Below are 21,429 nucleotides of genomic sequence, written 5' to 3' on the forward strand. Positions count from 1 at the left end.
ATGCTAAGTCTGTTAAAGAAAAAATATATTATTCCTGTAGTGGCAGGAGGTTTTTTATTTGTTGGTGCCAGTTTCCGGGATGATTTCTTCGAAATTGCCAAGCAGATAGAAATTTTCACAACCCTGTTTAAAACAGTCAACCAAAACTATGTTGATGAAACCAATCCGGGAGAACTGATGGACAAAGCCATCAAGAACATGCTACTGGATCTGGATCCGTATACCGTTTATTTTAACGAACAGGACGTTGCCAAATTCAAAATCAATTCGACCGGTGAATATACCGGAATCGGCGCCTACATCAGCCGTAAGGACGGCCGTTTGATTATCCGCGAACCGTATAAAAATTTTCCGGCAGACAAAGCAGGTTTAAAAGCCGGTGACGAAATTGTTCAGATTGGCGATGTAAATCTGGTTGATTTTAAAGACGATGCCGCACAATTATTGAAAGGTACCAAAAACACCAAAATCGACATCCAGTACAAACGTCAGGGAAAACTGATGAACACCCAGCTGGTTTTGGATGAAGTGGAACTGAAAGCCGTTCCGTTTTATGCGCTTTTAAGCGATAATACTACCGGTTATATCGTGCTGTCGCAATTCAATTCGAAAGCTTCGGCCGAAACAAAAGAGGCACTGGAAAAATTAAAAAGCCAGGGTGCTAAAAAAATAGTTCTGGATCTGCGCGGTAATCCGGGCGGACTACTGCACGAAGCGGTAAACATCTGTAATCTTTTTGTTCCTCAGAATGAGATTATTGTAACGACGAAATCGAAAATTGAAAAACACAATAACAGCTATAAAACCCAGAAACCGCCTGTTGATCTGGAAATTCCACTGGTTGTTTTAGTAGACGGCCGCAGTGCATCGGCTTCCGAAATTGTTGCCGGTGCCTTACAGGATTTAGACCGTGCCGTAGTGGTAGGTGCCCGCAGTTTTGGTAAAGGTTTGGTGCAACGTCCGTTGGATCTGACCTATGGCACTCAGGTAAAAGTGACTATTTCAAGATATTACACCCCATCCGGAAGATGCATCCAGGCTTTGGACTATTCCAAAAAAGACAAAAACGGAAAAGCAATCCGCACCGATGCCAGCCAGTACAATGCATTTAAAACCAAAAAAGGAAGAACGGTTTATGACGGCGGCGGTATTCAGCCCGATGTGGAATTAGCCGAAACCAAACAAAGTACCATTGCTGATGCTTTACTGAAAAACGACGGTATTTTTAATTATGTAACGCAGTACTACTATAAAAATCCGAATCTGGGTACCAGCATTCCTAATTTTTCGGATACCGATTTTGCCGATTTTAAAGCCTTTCTTAAAAAAGAGAAATTCGAATTTGATACCGAAACGGAACTGGCGCTTAAAAACACACTGGCAACAGCCAAAAAAGAGAAAATAGACGAAACGATCACTGCAGAATACCAGCAGCTTTTAGCCGCTTTGCAGCGAAGTGATGAAAAAGAACTGGAAAAAAACAAAACGGAAATCAAAAAACTCATCACCGATGAAATCATAAAACGTTATCAATACAAGGAAGGATTGTACCAATATTACACGAAAAGTAATGCCGAAATTACTAAAGCACAGGCAATATTGAATAATACGGCCGAGTACAACAAAATTCTTAAAAATTAATTTTCAAAGAATTATGCATGACTTTCGTTTTTTATGATAATTTTGTGATTTTAAATATTTCACATCGTGAGTTCTACCCATAGCAGTAACCACCTTAACAAAGTCACTTTAGGTGGTTTAATTGTAACATTAGGAATCATTTACGGAGATATCGGAACTTCTCCGTTATATGTAATGAAAGCCATCGTTGGCAAACAAGCAATAAATCCTGATGTTGTACTTGGTGCTATTTCTTGTATTTTCTGGACCCTGACAATTCAGACAACTTTCAAATACGTAATCCTGACATTACGTGCTGATAATAAAGGGGAAGGAGGAATCTTTTCCTTATACACCCTTGTTAAAAAACTAAAAAAACGCTGGCTCATTGTGCCGGCTATCCTCGGAGGAAGTGCCCTGCTGGCTGATGGTATTATTACCCCGCCCATCTCGGTTTCTTCTGCCATTGAAGGATTAAGAACCTACAATCCGGAACTGAATACCATTCCGATTGTAATTGGAATTTTATTTGCGTTATTCTTTATTCAGCGATTCGGAACCAAGCTGGTTGGAAAATTTTTCGGCCCGTTAATGCTGCTTTGGTTTGGAATGCTGGGAACGCTGGGTATCATTCACCTAATGGGCAATGTAGCTGTTTTAAAAGCACTTAACCCTTATTATGCCTTTCATTTATTAAAAATACACCACGAAGGATTTTATGTTTTAGGCTATGTTTTCCTTTGTACCACCGGAGCCGAAGCCTTATACAGTGATTTGGGACATTGCGGAATTAAAAACATCCGTATCAGCTGGATCTTTGTAAAAAGTATGCTGGTTATCAACTATTTCGGACAAGGTGCCTACCTGATTTCGCATACCGGAAGTACGTTAATCGAGTTGAGCGGAAACGCGAACAATCCCGGAAATCCTTTCTATCTGGTAATGCCGGACTGGTTTTTACCATTCGGAATTGCGATTGCTACAATGGCGGCCGTTATTGCTTCCCAGGCGTTAATCAGCGGATCGTTCACTTTAATCAGTGAGGCAATGCGTCTGAACTTATGGCCAAAAGTGCGCATCAAATATCCAACCGAATTAAAAGGACAATTATACATTCCTTCCATTAACTGGCTGTTATTCATTGGCTGTGTGTTCATTGTAGTACACTTCAAAGAATCCGGAAATATGGAAGCGGCCTACGGTTTGGCGATCGTAATGTGTATGATCATGACCACGATCCTGCTGGGATTCTTTATGGTCCTAAAACGTTATAATCCAATATTTATCGTTCTGGTTGTTTCTGTTTATCTGACCATAGAGATTTCTTTCTTCCTGGCCAATATTGAGAAATTCCCGCATGGCGGTTATGTATCCGTATTTATTGCCGGACTACTGGCCTTCATCATGATTACGTGGTTTACCGCTAAAAAAATCCGAAAAGATTATACCGAATTTGTCAAAATCGGGAAATTCAAAAATGTCATTTCAGAATTGAGCAATGACCTTTCCATTCCGAAATATGCAACGCACCTGGTGTACATGACCAATGCCAGCCATGGTGACGAAATCGAATCGAAAATTATCTATTCCATTTTACAGAAGCGTCCGAAAAGAGCCGACATCTACTGGCTGATTCACGTGAATGTTGTGGATGAACCGTATGAAATGGAATACCGTGTTCGCGAAATTGTAAAAGACGACATTATCCGTGTGGACTTTTACTTAGGTTTCCGTGTGGCACCGCGTATTAATTTATTATTCAAAAAAGTAGTTCAGGATATGGTGAAAAACGGAGAGGTTGATATTACCAGCCGTTATGAATCCTTAAACAGAAACAATGTACTGGGTGATTTTAAATTTGTATTAATTGAGAAATTTGTATCGTATGACAACGATTTCCCTTGGTACCAAAGAATTATCCTGGATATTTATTTCTTCCTGAAAAAAATAAGTCTTTCAGAAGAGCAGGCTTTCGGTTTGGACAGCAGCTCGGTGAAAATCGAACAATATCCGATTGTGATTCACCCGCCGGAAGATTTAAGCTTAACCAGAATTAAAGAAAGGAAGTAACCCAATCTTAGCCATTATGAAACTATCGAAGTTTGTTTTTCTTTTATTGTTTATTACGCAGTTCATCAGCGCCCAGGAAGAAGTTGTTCATTCTGTATATTTTGAATTCGACAAATTTAATTTAGAAGAAAAACAGGCTAACGATGTGGTGGCTTTCGTCAAGGCCATCGATACTACCCGCGTGGAAAGCATCCAGATTTACGGTTATTGCGACGATCGCGGCAAAGATGCCTATAACTATAAGCTTTCGAACAATCGTGCCAATACGATCAAAAACAAGCTGATTGAAAAGGGTATCAAAAACAAGATCATTGTAACCATTGAAGGAAAAGGGCGCGTGCTTATCGATGATGATATTATTGACAATCTTCCGGAAGTACGCCAGAAAAACCGCCGCGTGGATGTTGTGATGAACTTCAAACCGGTTCCGTTAAAACCGATTCCGGGTATTCATTCCACCATTAAAAGCGACCTGGTAATTGGCGACAGGATCTATCTTGAAAAAATCCTTTTCGATAAAGGCAGCAGCCGCCTGACCTTAAAGTCAAAAAACGAACTGGAAAGGATTGCCAAACTACTGCACAAATACAAAAACTTAGAGTTTGAAATACAGGGGCATATCTGCTGTACGCCTACTTTTCAAAAAGAAGCGATAGACAAGGATACTAAAAAAAGGATGTTATCCCATAACCGTGCGCAGGCCGTATATAAGTTTTTAATCCAGAAAAAGATCGATAAAAAACGAATGACCTTCAAAGGTTACGGCAACACACAGCCATTGGGCAACGGCCCCGATCAGGACCGCCGCGTGGAACTGGTTATCACAAAAGTGTAACGGTTTATGCTTTCCGCATTTCGATATGCGGAATATTATCTTCCAGGTATTCTTCCGATACTTTTACAAATCCGTGGGATTCATAAAACTTTTTCAGGTAAAGCTGTGCCGAAATGGTTATGACTGCAGCATTATAACGGGCTGCAATTCCGTTAATGGCTTCCCGGATCAGGTTGTGTCCCCATTTTTTATCGCGATAGGTTGCTTTAACCACTACTCTTCCGATAGAAGCATCTGCAAAATAATCGCCCGGCTGAAACAACCGGCAATAAGCCACCAATTCACCGTTAAAAGTTCCCAATACGTGTAAGGCTTTGTCGTCTTTACCGTCAATGTCCTGATAAACGCAATCCTGCTCCACTACAAAGATCTCTGAGCGCAGTTGCAATACCGAATATAACTCAACAAGCGAAAGCTCGTTAAAACGCTTTATTTTGAATTCTAAACTCATTGTTTATTGATAAAAGTAATTATTCTAATATGTGAACGGATTTGATAATCGCTTCCAGCTCAAAAATAAGGTCTCTTTTGGCATTGGACGGATTATAGGTAAATCCTTCTAAAATCAGGTATCGTTTGTTTTTTTCATCGCGGATGACATAATTCAGAAACGGTCCGTTCATAAAATTATTCTGGAGTTCCCAGGTACCTTTCGTTTCATAGGTAAGCTTCCCGTCTACTTTTGTTGTAAAAAAATAAGGGGAATAGCCTTCTTCCGTGATCATCGAGGAGTTTTCCATCGTTCCGTGAATGTACAGGTTTCCAACGGAGTCCCTTACTTTGACAATGTTTCCAACGATGTCGTTCCCTCTTTCTATCTGTCCCATCGGCACCTGATAGACCAATAGGCTCGAACTGCCGGACGGAATATCTTTTTTGATCCAGTAAAAATTTTCTTTTTCCGCAACATACTTGTACGTATCCGGTATTTTAATGTTGATTAAAAACACGCCCCGCAGCTTATCATCTTTCAGCAGCGCTTTGCCCATTTTTTGCTGGACAACCTGGATTTCGGAAAATTTTATAATGGAGATAATTGTTTCCGAATGCAATTCGATCAGATCCAGAATCTCGTGTATGGAATATCCGGTGATGTAAAAAACATTCTGCGGCCTGGCATATTTGTTTTCCACATGTTTGAATTCTTTGGTAATGCCTTTGGAAACCACAATTATGTTCCGGCTTTGGGTTACCACACCCTCAAAGATCTTGGGAGAATACTGGTTGATCGTCAGGATGGGTTCCTCCTGCGGCAGCCCGTCAATAGGGTAAGCCAGTTTTTTACGAAGGCTGTCGCCCACTTCTCCGGACCATAAAACATCGTCAATAACAATCGCAATGTCGTTGATGTTGCCTTTTGAAGAAGGCAAAAAAGCTTCCCCTTGTTCCTGTTTTTGCTGACAGGAAACAAGAGAAAGCAATAATAAGATAATGGTCAAAAAGATTCCTTTTTTCACTTATGTCTTGGGCAGGTATTAGCCGTTTATTTTAAGCTTCATACCCGGTTTAATATTTTCAGTTTCTATATTATTCCATTTTTTAATTTCAGCAACGGTAATTCCCGGGTGTTTTTTTGCAATACTAAACAACGAATCTCCTTTTTGAACGATATACATTCTTTCTTTGTTATAGTTGCGTTCTTTGCTGGAATCTCTTCTGATGATTTCTTTTTTGGCAACTTCTTTTTCCACAACGGCAACCGCTTCTTCAACCGGCTGTTGCACCGTTAATTTCTGTCCGGCCTGAATTTCATTCGATTCCATATTATTCCAGTCTTTTAACTGGTCAATGGTAATTTTATGTCTTTCGGCAATTGCTGTCAGGTTATCTCCTTTTTGAACCACATACAATCCTTCGCTCTCAATAACTTTAGGCTCAACGATTTTAGGTTCTGCAACTTTTGGTTCTGTTATTTTCTTTTTAGCAGTTGTTCTGTCGGCAACAGCCACAGTAGTTTCATACTGTATTTTTAATTTCTGACCGGCATTAACGCTATTCTTTTTCAGCTTGTTCCATTTTTTCAGTTCTGCCACCGTCACGTTGTATTTAGACGATATTTCAGATAGATTGTCACCACGCTTAACGGTATGGAATTTTGTTTTCGTTTTTTTAACGGATTTCATCGGGAAATCTTCCACATCGGCTATCGCTACAGAATCCCTGCCTGTTCCATTTGCTGTTCGCTGTGCAAGTGCCTCTTTGCGAATTGTAGTAAATGGTTTTTCGCGTTTGTCCTCTTCAAATTTCAAATAGGCATAAATCTTATCTTCATTGGAAGCAAACATTCCCGCTTTTTGTTTTGGCAAACGGATATAATGCGGTTTGTCTGAAAAATAAGGAACCACATCCAGTTTGTAGATCGGGTTTAGCAAACGCAATTGCTCCACCGGAATATCCAGTAAGTCGGAAAGCTGTTTGAATGACATTTTCTGTTTAACCATTAACGTATCGGTTTCAAAATAGGTCAATGGTGCTTTTTTAGGCACAATTCCATGTTCTTTTTTATATTCATAAATATACATGGTTGCCAGGAAAGCCGGCAAATATCCCTGTGTTTCCTTGTGCATGTATTTACGGATGTTCCAGTAGTTTGTTAATCCTCCCGAACGGCGGATTGCTTTGGAAACATTCCCCGGTCCGGTATTGTAGGATGCTAAAACCAGATCCCAGTCACCAAAAATGCCGTACATCGCTGAGAAGTACTGACATGCCGCTTCAGTAGCTTTCAAAGGATCGCTGCGTTCATCCACATAAGAATTCACTTCAAGGTTGTATTGTTTTCCGGTAGCATACATGAATTGCCATAATCCTGTTGCGCCCACTCTTGATTTTGCTTTTGGATTCAGAGCCGATTCCACTATCGCCAGATATTTCACTTCCAGCGGAATATTGTATTTTGCCAGATGCTCTTCAAACATCGGGAAGTAATACTCCGAAATAGCCATCATTCGTTCGAAAGCTTTCGGTCTGTTCTTTAAGAATGATTTGATTACATTTTCCAGAGCCGGATTGTATTCGATATTAAACGGGGATTTTTCATCCAGTTTTTTCAATCGTTCTTTCAGTAGGTCTGTTGGTAAATCATAAGAAACTTCCTGATCAATATTCACTTTAGCAATGTCCGATTCCATATCGGTAAACAGTTCCTGATTGCTTAATTCTTTCATCCACATTTCATCAATGCAGGCACTGGTTTCATATTTGATGAAAGTAGATTTCAGGGAATCCAGATAGGATAGTTTAATCTCGGGTTTGATTTGGACTTCATTTTCGGCAGTTTCCTGAGCTAAGGCAGCCAGGCTGAAAAGACCGAGAAATAAAGATAACATTTTTTTATTATTCATACATTCTATCTTATAACATATTACAACTCAATTCTTTATGTAGGCATTGCAAACATAATAGCTAATAACTTATATTTTCTATAAATATTGTTAAAAAAAGAAAATTAATCTAAAATAGCTGCAATTCCGGGTAGTGTTTTTCCTTCTAACATTTCCAGCATTGCCCCGCCACCAGTGGAAACATAACTCATTTTTGGTTCTAATCCGAACTGTTTTACCGCTGCAACAGAATCACCGCCTCCAACAAGGGAAAAAGCACCGTTTTTAGTCGCTTCTGCAATAAAATTCCCTAAAGTGATGGTTCCTTCTGCAAATTTTTCCAGCTCAAACACACCCAAAGGACCGTTCCATAAAATGGTTTTCGAATTTTTAATAACATCTTTTAACGCTTCCAGCGATTTCGGACCTACGTCCAATCCCTGCCATCCGTCCGGAATTTCGTTTACCGGAACAATCTGAGTGTTTGCCTCGTTCGAAAAAGCATCGGCAGCCACAACATCAACCGGTAAATGAATCTGAACATTTTTTGCTTTGGCTTTTTCCAATATTTCCAATGCCAATGCCATTTTATCGTCTTCACAAATGGAATTACCAATATTTCCGCCCAGGGCTTTGATAAAGGTAAAAGTCATTCCGCCGCCAATGATCATGTGATCGATTTTGTCAAGGATGTTTTCAATAACGGTGATTTTCGAAGAAACTTTAGAACCTCCTAAAACGGCGGTTACCGGTTTTTCCGAATTATTTAAAACTTTGTTTAAGCTTTCAATTTCTTTTGCCAGTAATAATCCGAAACATTTGTTTTCCGGGAAAAAACGGGCAATAATGGTTGTGGAAGCATGTGCTCTGTGTGCCGTTCCAAAAGCATCATTTACATAGATATCCCCTAATGCGGCTAATTTTTCTGCAAAATCAACATCGCCTTTTTCTTCTTCAGCATAAAAACGAAGGTTTTCCAAAAGTAAAACTTCACCCGGTTTTAAATTTTGGGACGCATTTTCAGCAACAGCTCCAATACAATCGGAGGCGAATGTTACCGGAACTCCCAGAATTTCTGCGGTTTTCGATACGATATGTTTCAGGGAATATTTCTCTTCAACGCCTTTCGGACGTCCTAAGTGAGACATTAAAATAACACTTCCACCCTCACTTAAAATTTTATCGATAGTTGGTTTTGCCGCTTCAATACGGGTAGCATCGGTTACTTCAAAATTTTCATTAAGCGGTACATTAAAATCGACACGTATAATAGCTTTTTTATCTTTAAAATTAAAGTCGTTCAGGGTTTTCATTTGATATTTTTTTGTTGATTGTTTTATTTATAATCTACAAATATAATATTTTTATTTTTTATGTGCTTTTTTGAATTTTAATGAAAAATAAACCGGTCAAAACTGCGTATTATTTATTTCTATCGGTAGAAAAGCCATTTTTACTACTAAAATGATTTTTTACACGGTAAAAAAAGGATGGTTTTGATATGGCTGAAACATGCTGCAAACCTTGTATTTCTTAGTAGTCTGCTTTCTCGAAGTAACAAATAGCCAGATTTTCCTGAAACGGAAAAGAGAGGGTTTCCCATGCTGAATCGGTTTCTGTATTGACCGAAACCAGATAATGCCTGTCGATCAGATCAATCAGTCTTACAACCGGAGAATAGAACGTAATCCCGATTTTGTGTTTTGTACTATCCCGGATATCGGTATTGATAATATCCAGTTTGTAATTGATAAATGGCAAATAGTTGTTGCCCAAGGCATCCGGAACATTATAAATATTTCCTTTTAACTGGCTGATATAGGGTTCTGCTGCTATTCCGGTTAAAAAATGCAGCTTTTCAGCCTTATCGTTATGATACAGTAAATCCCTGAAGGTAAACTGTGGATTTTCTTTGGAATTGTATGCCTGCTGCTGCATCAAATATTCTCTAAAGGTATCCTCAAAAACATATTGCTGCCAGACAATACCGGATGTATTGTCAATAACCATACGATAGGCTAATCTTATTTTTGAAAATTTCATCCCGAATTTGTTTTAATATCCTGAAAATAAAGAAGAAGATACTTTTTGTATCTTCTTCAGCTTAAACAGACGTAGTTTAATGTACCAGCATTTTTTTACTTTCGCTGAATACACCATTATCATTTTCAACAATAACTCTAAAAATATAATATCCGCTGCTTAAATTATTCCTGTTCAGTTCCAGGTAATTTGTTCCTGCCGGAAACTCTCCGTTAATCGGGGTTCCTATATGCCTGCCGCTTAAATCTATAATATCCACTTTAACGGTAGAATACGAATTTAAAAGCAATGGTATCTTGGTTGTGGTCTGAAAAGGGTTCGGGAAGTTTTGCTGCAATTGGAATTCTTTCTGGGCAGCATCTGCAACGCCTAAGGTTGGACCGGCAACAAAAATGGTATGTGTCTGTACAAAGCCTTCTGCAATGCTTCCGGTAATCACCGACATTTCATTACTCACGCCATCCGAAAAAACATTGTCGCCGGCATTGTAAGTATAACCGGTCATTCCTTTTGTGTACCCGTAGCTGGTCGCAGCATTAACCTGAACAACAGCACTGTTTGTACCTTCCGGAAATGCAATTTGAGTAATTAACAATGAGGTTCCCGAAGCGTTATAGACATGTACGTGAACATGCGTAGCCCTTCCGGTATACCAACCCGGGAAAATGGAGGTAAAACTGACTAATCCATTAGCATCCGTAGTTTGTCTTCCTCTTAAAAAATGGTTGCTGGTATAATTGGCAGGCTGCATTCCGGTTCCGCCGTATTCAGAATAATTACCATCTTTATCACAATGCCAGATATCTACAATTGCTCCGGTGAGTGCATTACAATTGCCATTGGTATTTTTAATGGTAATATTGATCGTAAACGGGATTCCGGTTCTGTCGCCCACAATATTGGTTCTTACCCATGAAGCCGGGGAAATAGTAGGAAAAGGTCCTGCCGTTTCACTATTTGTAACACTACAGGCAGCGGTGTTTTCAATTTCCATATCGCTCTGACAGGATCCTGCTGCCCGTAAAAGTGAAGGAGCTGCCACAACCATTCCGAGAAAACCCAGGCTGTTCTTTAAAAATACTTTTCTTTCCATCCTTTTTAGCTATTTAGTTACTCAAATTTAGATTTGCTAACTTTTATTGCCAAAAAAATGAGGTAAACGCTTTTTATTTTGAGGTAAACTGTAGAATATTGATTTTTAAACCGTTTTTATTTCGTTTCAAAAAGCAATAAAATCGCATTTTCAGATAGTGCTTCAAATTCAATGGTTTCGGCTTCACTAATCGCTAATCCGTCCCTGCTTTCTATCAGCCGGTTCTGAAATTCGAAAGCACCGTGAATAACATAGGCAAATATTCCGTTTTGGGTATTCTTTGGAGTATAGGTTCCTTCTTCCCTGCCCGCAAACATTCCGGTAAAAACAGCATAATTATCCGTGACTGCCAATGGAAATAAGTGGTTCTTTACCGTAAAATCAAATGTTTTCAATAACGGCTCCCGGTATAATCCGGTATTGTCAAACCGGATCTGAATAAAATTAATCAGCTCCTTTTCGTATGGGTTCTGTATTTCAAACGGCATCCCGGCATTTGCCGAAAACAAAAAGCATTGTTCGGTATTTACCAATACCGGTTCTGCCGTTGTTTTACAATCGAGCGCACCCACCAGCGGGATAATCAGGACATCCTGGTTTTGCTGAGCGGTATACACTACCTTTTGCTGAGCCGCAAGTGTTTCATCGTTAATCAGCTGAATATTTCTATACGGTTTGCGGCTGTCTTCCTGATATTCAAGATAGTTAAATGTCGCCAGACAGCGATGGATATTATTTTCGATATGCTCACGGAAAGGGGCTTTGTAAATTTGCGAAGGCTGCTGTAAAAACTTGCTCATGATTTATGTTCTAATGCCTGAAAAAAAATAGTTTCATACGTTGCACTAACAGGTATTTCTTCATTGCCGATATGGATGATTTTACCTTTCACTTTATCAATCTTGCCTATCGGAACGATATACGACCGATGTACTCTGAAAAATTCATCAGGAGATAATTTTTCCAATATGCTTTTCATCGTCATCCGCGCCACAACTGTTTTCTGGTTCCGGATATGGATTTTCAGGTAATCGTCTAATCCTTCAATAAATAAAATATCCGAAACGGGAATTTTTATCAGGCTGTAATCGGCTCTTATAAACAAAAACTGCTGTTCCGTGTTTTGACTTTTATTTTCGGAAGCAAATTGATTTTTTGCTTTTTCCACAGCCTGTTGAAATCTGGAAAACGAAAATGGCTTTAAAAGATAATCGGTGGCATTGAGGGTGAATCCTTCAACGGCAAATTCGGAATATGCGGTTGTAAAAACAACCATTATTTTATGGGGTATTTTTTTAAAGAAATCAATTCCTGAAATAGACGGCATGTTGATATCCAGGAATAATAAATCCGTGGGATATTTTTTAAGATGCTTTAATGCTTCTTCCGATTTTGTAAATGTTTTCTGTAAATCAATATCGTTTGTCTGACTACAGAAACTTTGCAAAATTTCCAAGGCTGGCGGTTCATCATCAAGGGCAATGGCTCTGATCATAGTTCAAGATTTAGTGCAATGGTATAATTAGCTGCTGTATCCGTTAGCTCCAGATTGTATTTTCCGGCATAATGCAATTCCAGCCGTTCTGTCGTATTCTGCAATCCCATTCCTTTTTCGCTTTGGACAGAATCAACTTTTTTATTGCTGACGAACAGCATAATGTTTTCATCGGTAATTGAAATCTTTATTTTTATTTCCGATGGCTGATCCGGATTCACGCCATGTTTAAAGGCATTTTCAATAAATGAAATCAGGATCAGTGGTGCTATCTGTTTCGCTGCCGTGCTGCCGTTTAATTCATATTCAATAGTTACCGTGTTTCCCAAACGGGAACGCTGCAATAAAATATAATTGTTGATATAGTTGACCTCTTTTTCCAAGGCAATTTTATCGTCATGGGCATCCCGGATAATGTAGCGCATTAATTCCGAAAGCTGAACAATCGAATCTGCCGTGCGGTCATCTTTACGAATTGCCAGTGCATAAATACTGTTTAGCGTATTGAAAAGAAAATGCGGGTTTATCTGTGCTTTCAATAAGGAAATTTCGGCTTTCATTTTATCCCGTTCAACCGTTTGAAGCCGTCTGTTGATTGCCAGAAAAAGGCTCATTAAGGTTCCGGTCAGATATACCAAAATTGTATTAAAATTCTGATTTGGTTTATCCTTGTGCATCGGATGAAATTCCGGTCCCGGTCCTCCTTTGAATGGCGGCTCCGGTTTGGGCATTCTTTCCAGGTTGAAAATATCCATTTCCGGTTTGTCAAAAAAATGCGACAGCAGCAGTAATACAATCAGGAAGAAAAAAAGAAGCGTGAAGTACAGCGTTTTCTTATCGGCAAAATACAGTTTCGGGATAAAAAAATAATAGTTTACATAAAAGAAAATCAGCAAACCGAGATAGATCACAAAATAGGTTCTGTCATGTCCGTTATTAAAAATATCCGGTATTTTAATGATGCTGTTTTGGGATGAAAAAAGATAGGGCAGCACTAAAAATGAAATGCAGATGCAGAGATGATAACCATAAAATGAGATCTTTCTTTTCATTTTTTAAAAGTTTCCTATCAAAAATAAGCTTATTGGTTTAGCCTGTAAAATTATTGCGGTAAAATATTGTTTTTTTGCGGTGATTGCTTTCCCTGTTTTTACTGTTGGGGTTTTATTCTATATTTGCTCTATGTTATTTTCAGAAATATTAGGACAAGTTCATATTAAAAGCCATTTGACAAAAAGTGCCGATTCGGGCAGGATTCCGCATGCGCAGCTTTTTGTAGGACCCGAAGGTTCAGGTACTTTACCCATGGCAATTGCCTATGCGCAATATATACTGTGTTCCAATGTTGACGGTGAAAACCATTCGGGAAATGAGGCATGCAATTTAAAGTTTGCTCATTTTTCACATCCGGATCTGCATTTTGTTTTTCCGGTTTCATCAAATGATGAAGTGAAAAGCCACCCGGTGAGTGCCAATTTTATGAAGCACTGGCGCGAATTTGTGACCACTACTCCTTACGGCGGTTTGTTTGACTGGTATAAATCCATTGGCATACAAAACAAGCAGGGACAGATTGGTGTTGACGAAGCACAGGAAATCGTAAAATCTTTGTCGCTAAAATCTTACGAAGGCGGTTATAAAGTGATGATTATCTGGATGGCCGATAAAATGAATATCGCCACTTCAAATAAATTGCTGAAACTGCTGGAAGAACCGCCGCAAAAAACGGTTTTCCTGCTAATCACAGAAAATGAGGACGATATTCTTCAAACCATTTTATCCCGTTGCCAGGTATTGCATTTTAGCGGTTTACCGGAAACTGTTATTGCGGAAACCCTTGTTTCACGTGAAAAAATCGAAGAAAAATCGGCTTTCAAACTGGCGCATCAGGCACAGGGTAATTACAACAAGGCCTTACAGTTATTGCACAAAAATGAAGATGATTTTCCTTTTGAAGTCTGGTTTGTACAATGGGTTCGTGCGGCTTTTCGTGCCAAGGGAAATGCTGCAGCCATTCAGGATTTGATTTCCTGGAGTGAGGAAATTGCCGGTATTGGCCGTGAGGCACAAAAACAGTTCCTGCATTTTTGTATCGAAATGTTCCGCCAGGCTTTATTGCTGAACTATCAGTCTCCAAAACTGGTGTACATCGAACCGACCGTTGAAAAATTCAAACTGGAAAATTTTGCCCCTTTTGTTAACGGCAATAACATCCACGATATTTTCAAGGAACTTTCGGATGCTATTTACCACATTGAGCGCAACGGAAATGCCAAGATTATCCTTACCGACCTTTCTATAAAACTAACCCGTTTAATACATAAAAAATAAACAACATGACAAATACCGAAATCTTTGGAATCTTAATTTTAGCTTTTCTGGCTATTACTTTTTTACAATCCGGATATGATAAAATCATGGACTGGAAAGGAAATGTAGAATGGCTGAAAGGGCATTTTTCGAAAACCTTTATCAAAAACCAGGTACCGCAATCGCTATTGCTGATTTTAGTTTTAGAAGTTATCGCCGGCGCTTTGTGTGTGATCGGAATTGCACAGCTGGTTATGAACGGCAGCACTACTTTTGGTCATTATGGCGCTACTTTTTCCTGTGTGACGTTATTGTTTTTGCTTTTCGGTCAGCGAATTGCCAAGGATTATGACGGAGCCCGTACCATTGTAATTTATTTTATTCCGGCTATTTTAGCGGTTTACTGGCTATAAAAATATACTCCTTATAAAAAAAGAGCCTCTGACGTTTATCAGAGGCTCTTTTTTTATAAGCTGGATTTATACAACCGCAGTTCATCCCAGGAGAATTCATCGCCGTATTTTTCTTTTATTTCGTTCAGACTTTCGCCTTTATATCCTTTGAACGCTTTTTTCATCTGTTTGATTTTTTCTTCCGGAAGCAGGTCGGAAAGGGACAATGCTTCCATTTGGATCAGCTTTGAAAAATGGGTATAGATGGTTGCCACAGTAAGCTTCCGGATACCGGCAATTTCCGGTATCGAAAGGTTTTGCGTCCAGAGTTCCAGCGTTTCTTCGATGGTCGATTTTTTGGGTTCTTTTGCTTTTTTCTTTCTGGAAGTATACCGTTGCACATCTTCCTCGTCTTCTATCAGTGTTACCGGGTTTTTACGAAGGGCTTCTTTGATCACCTCAATTTTATCCTGTTTGTAACGCTGCAATAACGGTGAGGTCAGTTTTTCTTTTGAAATTTCTTCCTTGTCCAGTATGGCTTTCATCAGCAGCCTTGTCTTTAGCAATCGCAGGACAGCATTGGTTTGGAGTTCTTCCAGCTCGGATAGTTCCTCATAAAATGTTTTGGCTTTTTTCTGGCGTTTTATTTCTTCTATTTTCCAGAAAATATCAAACGCCAAAGCATCCATTTTCGGAAAAAAGTAGTCAAAGGCTTTGTTTATTCTTTCGTCAATGAATTCAAGATTAATGGGTTCCTCATAAAACAGTTTGTTGAGCTGTGCAATAAATTTCCGGGACGGCTCCAGTAAATCATGCACCGCTTTTGATTGCTGCTGTGCCCAGGTTCTGGATTTCGATTTGGTCGATTTTTCGGTTTCGGAAAGGTAGGTTTGCTGGTGTTTGCTCCATTGTGCCGCCAGGTCGCTCCAATCGAAACTGTTTTTCAGGTAGTTATGAATAAAATAGCGGGTTTCGGCTTCCAGCGAATCTTCCAGTTTTTCTTCCGTGGCTTTGTTTTGTGCATAGTCCATCACATCGGCATCGTTCGAAATACCGTTCATATGTATCGGGGAAAGCAAAATAAGCCCTTTTAACGAACGCAAACGCGAAAGAGCAACATAGGCTTGTCCGGGCAGAAAAACGCGTGATACATCGAGCGCAGCTTTGTCGAAGGTTAATCCCTGGCTTTTGTGTACCGTTATCGCCCACGCCAGCTTAATCGGATAATGGGTAAACGTTCCCAGGATTTCTTCATTGATTTCCTTGGTCATCTCATCCACATAGTAGCGGATGTTCTTCCATTCGTAGCGCTCCACTTCTATTGTTTTGTTCTCTTCCGGAAAATGGACAAAGATTTCGTTAGCCGAAAGCGATTTGATTATTCCCATTTTTCCATTGAAAAAGAGCTTTTCAAAAGAGAGGTCGTTTTTAACAAACATAATCTGCGCCCCTACTTTCAGGTTTAAAAGCTGGTCCACCGGGTAGATCTTTTCCGGAAATTCCCCAACGATTTCCGGATGGAACGTATATTCTTTTCCTTCCAGATCCTTTAAGGCTTCGGTATTTATGGTATCTGCCCTTACATTGTGTGTGGTAAGGGTAATATAACCTTTGTGTTTTTTAAAATCAAAATCGGGTTTTACAAACTGATTCAGTATCGCCAGATCCTCACTCGTGACTTTGTTATTGCGGAGGTTGTTTAAAACGGCAATAAAATCCGAATCGGTTTGCCGGAAAATTTTGTCCAGTTCAATGTATAACGGCGGGTTCAGCTGGATCACATGCGAATGAAAAAAGAATTTACCACGGTAATAACGCTGCAACACCGACCATTCTTCATTTTTTACAACGGGTGGTAATTGTAGTAAATCTCCTATAAATAAAACTTGTACTCCGCCAAATGCCTGTTCGTTGCGTCTTACTTTCCGAAGCATAAAATCCATCGCATCCAGAACATCTGCCCGCAGCATACTCACTTCATCAATGACCAGCAGTTCCATGTTTTGAATAACGGCACGTTTGACATTGCTCATCAGGAAATGGCGGCGCAGGGTTACCTGGTTTTCAAAGCGTGTGGTTTCGGAAACCTGCGGATCCATTGTCGCATCCGGAAGGAAGGCCGCAAAAGGCAGCTGAAACAGGGAATGTATCGTGACACCACCGGCATTTAATGCGGCAATCCCTGTGGGAGCCACTACAACGGTGTTCTTATGAGTTGTATTGATGATTTCGAGTAGCAAGGTTGTTTTGCCCGTACCCGCTTTGCCCGTTAAAAATACGGACTTCTGGGTTTGGTTAATAAAGCGCAAAACATAAGCTGCGGCGTTTGAAATTTTTTCCATTTGGCGTAGAATTATAATAATATTCTAAGATACTATAAATAAGTATTTGATTTACAATAAAAAAGCCTTCACAAGGAAGGCTTTTGATTATTTTTTCTCTTCAGCTTTTGGCTCTTCTTTTTTACCGCCGGCTTTATATTTCTCGTTTAATTCTTTGCTTACTTTTTCTGTGATATCATATCCTTCTTTAGCATACAATATGGAAGCTGCATCACCCGTTCCGTAAATATATTCGTAGCTGTTTTTCTTACCGTAATCTTTGATATATTCTTTAATTCTTTTTACTAAAGAATCCATTTCTTTACCACTTTCCTGTTGTAATGTTTGCAACATTGCCTGTTGTTTCATTCCCAGTTGTTGCTCTCTTTTTTGCAATTCAGCACTTTTTTGTTGCGCCCATGCCATTCCTTTTACCTGTGCATCTCTTTGAAAAGTTGCCGCATCGCTTTGGAATTGTTTCGCTTCTCCTTCTAACTCTCTTCCCATTTCCTGCGATTTGGTTTTGTATTTCGATTCGATGTCTTTTGCTTCATCGTTTTCTTCTAATAATTTGGCTGTATCCACATAAGCCGTTTTGTGTTCAGAAGATGATTGTGTAGCATTGTTACAAGAAAACATTGCAAATGCAAGTCCGATTATTAATAAGGATTTTTTCATTTTATGAATTATGATTTATAATTTTCTGTAAAAATAAGAATTCGAATCAAAGTTCCAAAGTTGTACACCGGAAAGTTCAAATTCCGTTCGTTTTATTGTTTTTTTAAAGGAATAAGATTTCTTTATGCTGAATTTATAATCAATAATAAATAGCTATAAAAACCGGATTCAAATAAAGCGATTTAAGCCACTTTCTAAATTTCCCCTATAAATCGGATATTTCAGCTTCTAAACGTTTATTATTTCCTTTTATTTTAATTTTTACTCGTTTTTCAGGATATAAATGTGTGAAGAATACTCCGAATTTCGTTTTGCTTTTAAATTTGACTGTAAGCCTATCCAAAAACCGTTAATAAAATTCATTTTCCCGTTTTTATATTTTTCGGATAAAAGTGAAACATAAAAACTGTCAAATACCATTGGCAAAACTTTTACCAGTTTTATATTTTGCTTCCGGAATAATTTTTCAATAGCAGTTTTTGAAAAATGCCAAAGGTGTCGCGGCACATCATAAGCTGCCCAGTATGCTCCGTAATATTTGGCATCGTAGGATTTAAAATTTGGCACAGCTATAATTATTGTTCCATTTGGTTTCAATAATCTTTTTAAAACAGCGATCTGATTTTCTAAATCCGGAACGTGTTCCAATACATGCCACATTGTAATGACATCAAAAGAATGATCCGGAAGTGAGGCTAAATTTTCTGCAAATGCAATTCCTTTCTGAATTGCAATTCCTTTTGCTTTTTCGCTGGGTTCAATTCCGATAGTATTCCAATGCTGTTTTTTTGCTTCCAATAAAAAATCGCCAGTTCCGGCACCAATATCCAATAAAGAACCTTTTTGATTTTGTAGGCTTGTTATTAAGCGCACTTTATCACGAATGGCTTTTCTTTTAATGAAGTGGTATATTTTTTCAAACAAAGAACGTTTTCCATCTGTGTGCGAAATATAATCGTCGCTTTCATAATAAGACGGTAATTTTTCTAAAGAGGGCTGCGGACTGGTTTTTAAAAGCTGTAGCTCTTCGTCCAACAGTAATTCAAAATTTTCTTTGGAAACGGAATGGTCTTTTACTTTTATATAAATGGTGTTGTCTGAAAAATTCATGGATGCTAAACGAATTTAAAAATTTTGTTTTTGGAGCTAAATCTCTTTATTTACAAGCCTTCGCAAAGTTAGTTTCACGTGGAACATAAAAAGCAAAGATTGAAAAATAACCTGAGTACTTTATACTTCCGTTACTTTTCAATCTTTATACCGCTTCTATTTTATCTTCCCATGTGAACCAATAACACAGAAACATCACTTGGTGATACACCGCTGATTCGGGATGCCTGTGAAACAGAGGCCGGTTTTATTTTCTTTAATTTTTCTCTTGCTTCAAACGAAAGGGATTTTATTTTATCGTAATCGAAATTTTCAGGAATACGAACATCTTCCAATCGGTTTAGTTTGTCGGCATTATTTTTTTCTTTTTCGATATAACCGGAATATTTTACCTGGATCTCTGCCTGCTCGATTACTTCCAGATCCAGATTATTTTCTTCAACGTATTCTTTAACCTTTTCAAACTTCAAAATATCTTCCAAATCCAATTGTGGTCTGGAAAATACTTTAAACATCTTATCCGGCTGCGAAATTGGTGCAGAACCTTTGGCTTCCAAAATAGGATTCGCCTCGGCAACTTTTACACTGGTTTCTTTAAAGAAATTAACAAACGCTTCCGAATTGTTTCTTTTTTGCTCCATACGTTGCAAACGTTTGTCGGAAGCCAGACCAACAGCGTGTGACATTGGCGTCAAACGAAAATCGGCATTATCCTGGCGTAATAACGTTCTGTATTCGGCTCGGGAAGTAAACATCCGGTATGGTTCTTCCGTTCCTTTTGTAATCAGGTCATCAATCAACACTCCGATATAAGCTTCGTTACGTTTTAAAACAAACGGATCCTGATCGTGTGCTTTTAAGTGTGCATTCATTCCGGCAATCAAACCTTGTGATGCTGCTTCTTCATATCCTGTGGTTCCGTTGATCTGTCCGGCAAAATATAAACCTTCCACCAATTTTGTTTCCAAAGTGTGCTTTAACTGTGTCGGCGGGAAATAATCGTATTCGATCGCATAACCCGGGCGGAAGAATTTTACATTTTCAAATCCGGCTACAGAACGCAAGGCTTTAAACTGAACATCTTCCGGAAGGGAAGTTGAAAAGCCATTCACATAAACTTCTACCGTATTCCAGCCTTCCGGCTCTACGAATAACTGGTGGCGTTCTTTGTCGGCAAAACGGTTAATTTTATCTTCAATGGACGGGCAATAACGCGGTCCTAAACTTTTAATTCTACCGTTAAACATCGGCGAGCGGTCAAAACCTTCACGCAATAAATCGTGAACCAGTTCTGAAGTATACGTCATATGACACGCTCTTTGGTGTGTCAATGGTTTGGTTATATCCAGATAAGAAAACTTGGAAGGGTTTTCATCACCGGGTTGTATTTCCATTTTGGAGTAATCCAGCGAACGTCCATCAACGCGTGGCGGTGTTCCTGTTTTCATTCTTCCGGAAGTGAATCCCATTTTAACCAGATCTTCCGTGATACCGTAGGCAGCACTCTCGCCTGCTCTACCACCACCAAACTGTTTTTCCCCGATGTGGATCAATCCATTTAGAAATGTTCCATTCGTAAGCACAACCGTTTTCGATTTGATTTCGATTCCTAACGAAGTGCGCACACCTACTATCTTATCATTTTCAACGATCAAACCGGAAATCATTTCCTGGTAAAAATCAAGGTTTGGGGTTTGTTCCAGCATCAGGCGCCATTCTTCAGCAAAACGCATACGGTCTGACTGTACTCTTGGCGACCACATTGCCGGTCCTTTTGATTTGTTCAGCATCTTGAACTGGATGGCTGTTTTATCGGAAACAATTCCCGAATAACCACCCAATGCATCGATCTCACGAACGATCTGTCCTTTTGCAATTCCACCCATGGCAGGATTGCAGGACATTTGTGCAATGTTTTGCAAACTCATTGTAACCAGCAGGGTTTTGGAACCCATGTTAGCAGCAGCAGCAGCAGCTTCAGAGCCGGCATGGCCGGCACCTACTACAATGACATCATATGTATCTTGAAATAAACTCATTGTTCCACGTGAAACACTTTACTGTTTCTTTTAAAATTTTCTATATATTCCGAATGCAAAATTACGCAGAAGGATAAAATCTCTTTTATATTTTATCAAA

General features: G+C 39.1%; 18 protein-coding genes. 5 read left to right on the forward strand and 13 right to left on the reverse strand.

The window, feature by feature from the left end:
- From B3394_RS01210 to B3394_RS01220, 3 genes are all read left to right on the forward strand, one after another.
- Positions 1-1,641, forward strand: coding sequence for a S41 family peptidase (locus B3394_RS01210; RefSeq protein WP_177730995.1), 1,641 nt, complete (start codon positions 1-3; stop codon positions 1,639-1,641).
- 66 nt (positions 1,642-1,707) lie between these two features.
- Positions 1,708-3,690 (forward strand): KUP/HAK/KT family potassium transporter, encoded by a 1,983-nt coding sequence (locus B3394_RS01215; RefSeq protein WP_177730993.1) that lies wholly within the window; start codon positions 1,708-1,710, stop codon positions 3,688-3,690.
- A 16-nt stretch (positions 3,691-3,706) separates the two neighbouring features.
- On the forward strand, positions 3,707-4,525 hold the full coding sequence (locus B3394_RS01220; protein WP_177730991.1) for an OmpA family protein: 819 nt from the start codon (positions 3,707-3,709) through the stop codon (positions 4,523-4,525).
- Between the two features lie 4 nt (positions 4,526-4,529).
- Here B3394_RS01220 and B3394_RS01225 read toward each other — a convergent pair whose 3' ends face one another.
- From B3394_RS01225 to B3394_RS01265, 9 genes are all read right to left on the reverse strand, one after another.
- A complete protein-coding gene (locus B3394_RS01225; RefSeq protein WP_286912113.1) occupies positions 4,530-4,976 on the reverse strand; it encodes a GNAT family N-acetyltransferase in 447 nt (148 codons plus the stop codon).
- Between the two features lie 19 nt (positions 4,977-4,995).
- A complete protein-coding gene (locus B3394_RS01230) occupies positions 4,996-5,964 on the reverse strand; it encodes a DUF4837 family protein (RefSeq protein WP_273246595.1) in 969 nt (322 codons plus the stop codon).
- 36 nt (positions 5,965-6,000) lie between these two features.
- Positions 6,001-7,854: a LysM peptidoglycan-binding domain-containing protein gene (locus tag B3394_RS01235; protein ID WP_286912122.1), complete on the reverse strand. Its 1,854-nt coding sequence runs from the start codon at positions 7,852-7,854 to the stop codon at positions 6,001-6,003.
- Between the two features lie 119 nt (positions 7,855-7,973).
- On the reverse strand, positions 7,974-9,161 hold the full coding sequence (locus B3394_RS01240; protein ID WP_177730982.1) for a phosphoglycerate kinase: 1,188 nt from the start codon (positions 9,159-9,161) through the stop codon (positions 7,974-7,976).
- Between the two features lie 220 nt (positions 9,162-9,381).
- Complete coding sequence (locus tag B3394_RS01245) at positions 9,382-9,891, reverse strand: hypothetical protein (RefSeq protein ID WP_286912126.1); 510 nt, start codon at positions 9,889-9,891, stop codon at positions 9,382-9,384.
- A 76-nt stretch (positions 9,892-9,967) separates the two neighbouring features.
- Complete coding sequence (locus B3394_RS01250) at positions 9,968-10,984, reverse strand: T9SS type A sorting domain-containing protein (RefSeq protein WP_286912135.1); 1,017 nt, start codon at positions 10,982-10,984, stop codon at positions 9,968-9,970.
- A gap of 116 nt (positions 10,985-11,100) precedes the next feature.
- The gene (locus B3394_RS01255; RefSeq protein ID WP_286912139.1) at positions 11,101-11,784 is read right to left on the reverse strand and encodes a hypothetical protein; all 684 of its coding nucleotides are present in this window, start codon (positions 11,782-11,784) and stop codon (positions 11,101-11,103) included.
- The gene (locus tag B3394_RS01260) at positions 11,781-12,479 is read right to left on the reverse strand and encodes a LytR/AlgR family response regulator transcription factor (protein WP_286912141.1); all 699 of its coding nucleotides are present in this window, start codon (positions 12,477-12,479) and stop codon (positions 11,781-11,783) included. The genes B3394_RS01255 and B3394_RS01260 overlap by 4 nt, the downstream gene beginning before the upstream one ends.
- Positions 12,476-13,531 carry a sensor histidine kinase gene (locus tag B3394_RS01265; protein WP_177730972.1) on the reverse strand — a complete coding sequence of 352 codons (1,056 nt, stop codon included), beginning with the start codon at positions 13,529-13,531 and terminating at the stop codon, positions 12,476-12,478. Before B3394_RS01265 ends, B3394_RS01260 begins: the two co-directional genes overlap by 4 nt.
- 130 nt (positions 13,532-13,661) lie before the next feature.
- Here B3394_RS01265 and B3394_RS01270 point away from each other — a divergent pair, with 130 nt between their 5' ends.
- Together B3394_RS01270 and B3394_RS01275 are read left to right on the forward strand one after the other, a co-directional pair.
- A complete protein-coding gene (locus B3394_RS01270; RefSeq protein ID WP_286912144.1) occupies positions 13,662-14,810 on the forward strand; it encodes an ATP-binding protein in 1,149 nt (382 codons plus the stop codon).
- A gap of 5 nt (positions 14,811-14,815) precedes the next feature.
- Positions 14,816-15,202 (forward strand): DoxX family membrane protein, encoded by a 387-nt coding sequence (locus B3394_RS01275; RefSeq protein WP_177730968.1) that lies wholly within the window; start codon positions 14,816-14,818, stop codon positions 15,200-15,202.
- 53 nt (positions 15,203-15,255) lie between these two features.
- On the opposite strand, the gene B3394_RS01280 is transcribed toward B3394_RS01275, so the two are convergent.
- From B3394_RS01280 to mnmG, 4 genes are all read right to left on the reverse strand, one after another.
- Positions 15,256-17,523: a helix-turn-helix domain-containing protein gene (locus tag B3394_RS01280; protein WP_286912163.1), complete on the reverse strand. Its 2,268-nt coding sequence runs from the start codon at positions 17,521-17,523 to the stop codon at positions 15,256-15,258.
- Between the two features lie 87 nt (positions 17,524-17,610).
- Positions 17,611-18,180, reverse strand: a complete 570-nt coding sequence (locus B3394_RS01285) for an OmpH family outer membrane protein (protein WP_273246585.1) — start codon at positions 18,178-18,180, stop codon at positions 17,611-17,613.
- Positions 18,181-18,441: 261 nt separating this feature from the next.
- Positions 18,442-19,290: a class I SAM-dependent methyltransferase gene (locus B3394_RS01290; RefSeq protein WP_177730962.1), complete on the reverse strand. Its 849-nt coding sequence runs from the start codon at positions 19,288-19,290 to the stop codon at positions 18,442-18,444.
- A 161-nt stretch (positions 19,291-19,451) separates the two neighbouring features.
- Positions 19,452-21,329, reverse strand: a complete 1,878-nt coding sequence (mnmG, locus tag B3394_RS01295; protein ID WP_177730960.1) for a tRNA uridine-5-carboxymethylaminomethyl(34) synthesis enzyme MnmG — start codon at positions 21,327-21,329, stop codon at positions 19,452-19,454.
- Between the last annotated feature and the right edge of the window lie 100 nt (positions 21,330-21,429).

The organism is Flavobacterium sp. UBA4197 (assembly GCF_002379575.1).
Lineage (GTDB): Bacteria > Bacteroidota > Bacteroidia > Flavobacteriales > Flavobacteriaceae > Flavobacterium > Flavobacterium inviolabile.

Bases quoted from the DNA above. Each gene is read 5' to 3' on its own strand.
- B3394_RS01210 (WP_177730995.1), top strand. From the start codon at position 1: ATGCTAAGTCTGTTAAAGAAAAAATATATTATTCCTGTAGTGGCAGGA.
- B3394_RS01220 (WP_177730991.1), top strand. From the start codon at position 3,707: ATGAAACTATCGAAGTTTGTTTTTCTTTTATTGTTTATTACGCAGTTC.
- B3394_RS01225 (WP_286912113.1), bottom strand. From the start codon at position 4,976: ATGAGTTTAGAATTCAAAATAAAGCGTTTTAACGAGCTTTCGCTTGTT.
- B3394_RS01235 (WP_286912122.1), bottom strand. From the start codon at position 7,854: ATGTTATCTTTATTTCTCGGTCTTTTCAGCCTGGCTGCCTTAGCTCAG.
- B3394_RS01240 (WP_177730982.1), bottom strand. From the start codon at position 9,161: ATGAAAACCCTGAACGACTTTAATTTTAAAGATAAAAAAGCTATTATA.
- B3394_RS01245 (WP_286912126.1), bottom strand. From the start codon at position 9,891: ATGAAATTTTCAAAAATAAGATTAGCCTATCGTATGGTTATTGACAAT.
- B3394_RS01250 (WP_286912135.1), bottom strand. From the start codon at position 10,984: ATGGAAAGAAAAGTATTTTTAAAGAACAGCCTGGGTTTTCTCGGAATG.
- B3394_RS01255 (WP_286912139.1), bottom strand. From the start codon at position 11,784: ATGAGCAAGTTTTTACAGCAGCCTTCGCAAATTTACAAAGCCCCTTTC.
- B3394_RS01260 (WP_286912141.1), bottom strand. From the start codon at position 12,479: ATGATCAGAGCCATTGCCCTTGATGATGAACCGCCAGCCTTGGAAATT.
- B3394_RS01265 (WP_177730972.1), bottom strand. From the start codon at position 13,531: ATGAAAAGAAAGATCTCATTTTATGGTTATCATCTCTGCATCTGCATT.
- B3394_RS01270 (WP_286912144.1), top strand. From the start codon at position 13,662: ATGTTATTTTCAGAAATATTAGGACAAGTTCATATTAAAAGCCATTTG.
- B3394_RS01275 (WP_177730968.1), top strand. From the start codon at position 14,816: ATGACAAATACCGAAATCTTTGGAATCTTAATTTTAGCTTTTCTGGCT.
- B3394_RS01280 (WP_286912163.1), bottom strand. From the start codon at position 17,523: ATGGAAAAAATTTCAAACGCCGCAGCTTATGTTTTGCGCTTTATTAAC.
- B3394_RS01285 (WP_273246585.1), bottom strand. From the start codon at position 18,180: ATGAAAAAATCCTTATTAATAATCGGACTTGCATTTGCAATGTTTTCT.
- B3394_RS01290 (WP_177730962.1), bottom strand. From the start codon at position 19,290: ATGAATTTTTCAGACAACACCATTTATATAAAAGTAAAAGACCATTCC.
- mnmG (WP_177730960.1), bottom strand. From the start codon at position 21,329: ATGAGTTTATTTCAAGATACATATGATGTCATTGTAGTAGGTGCCGGC.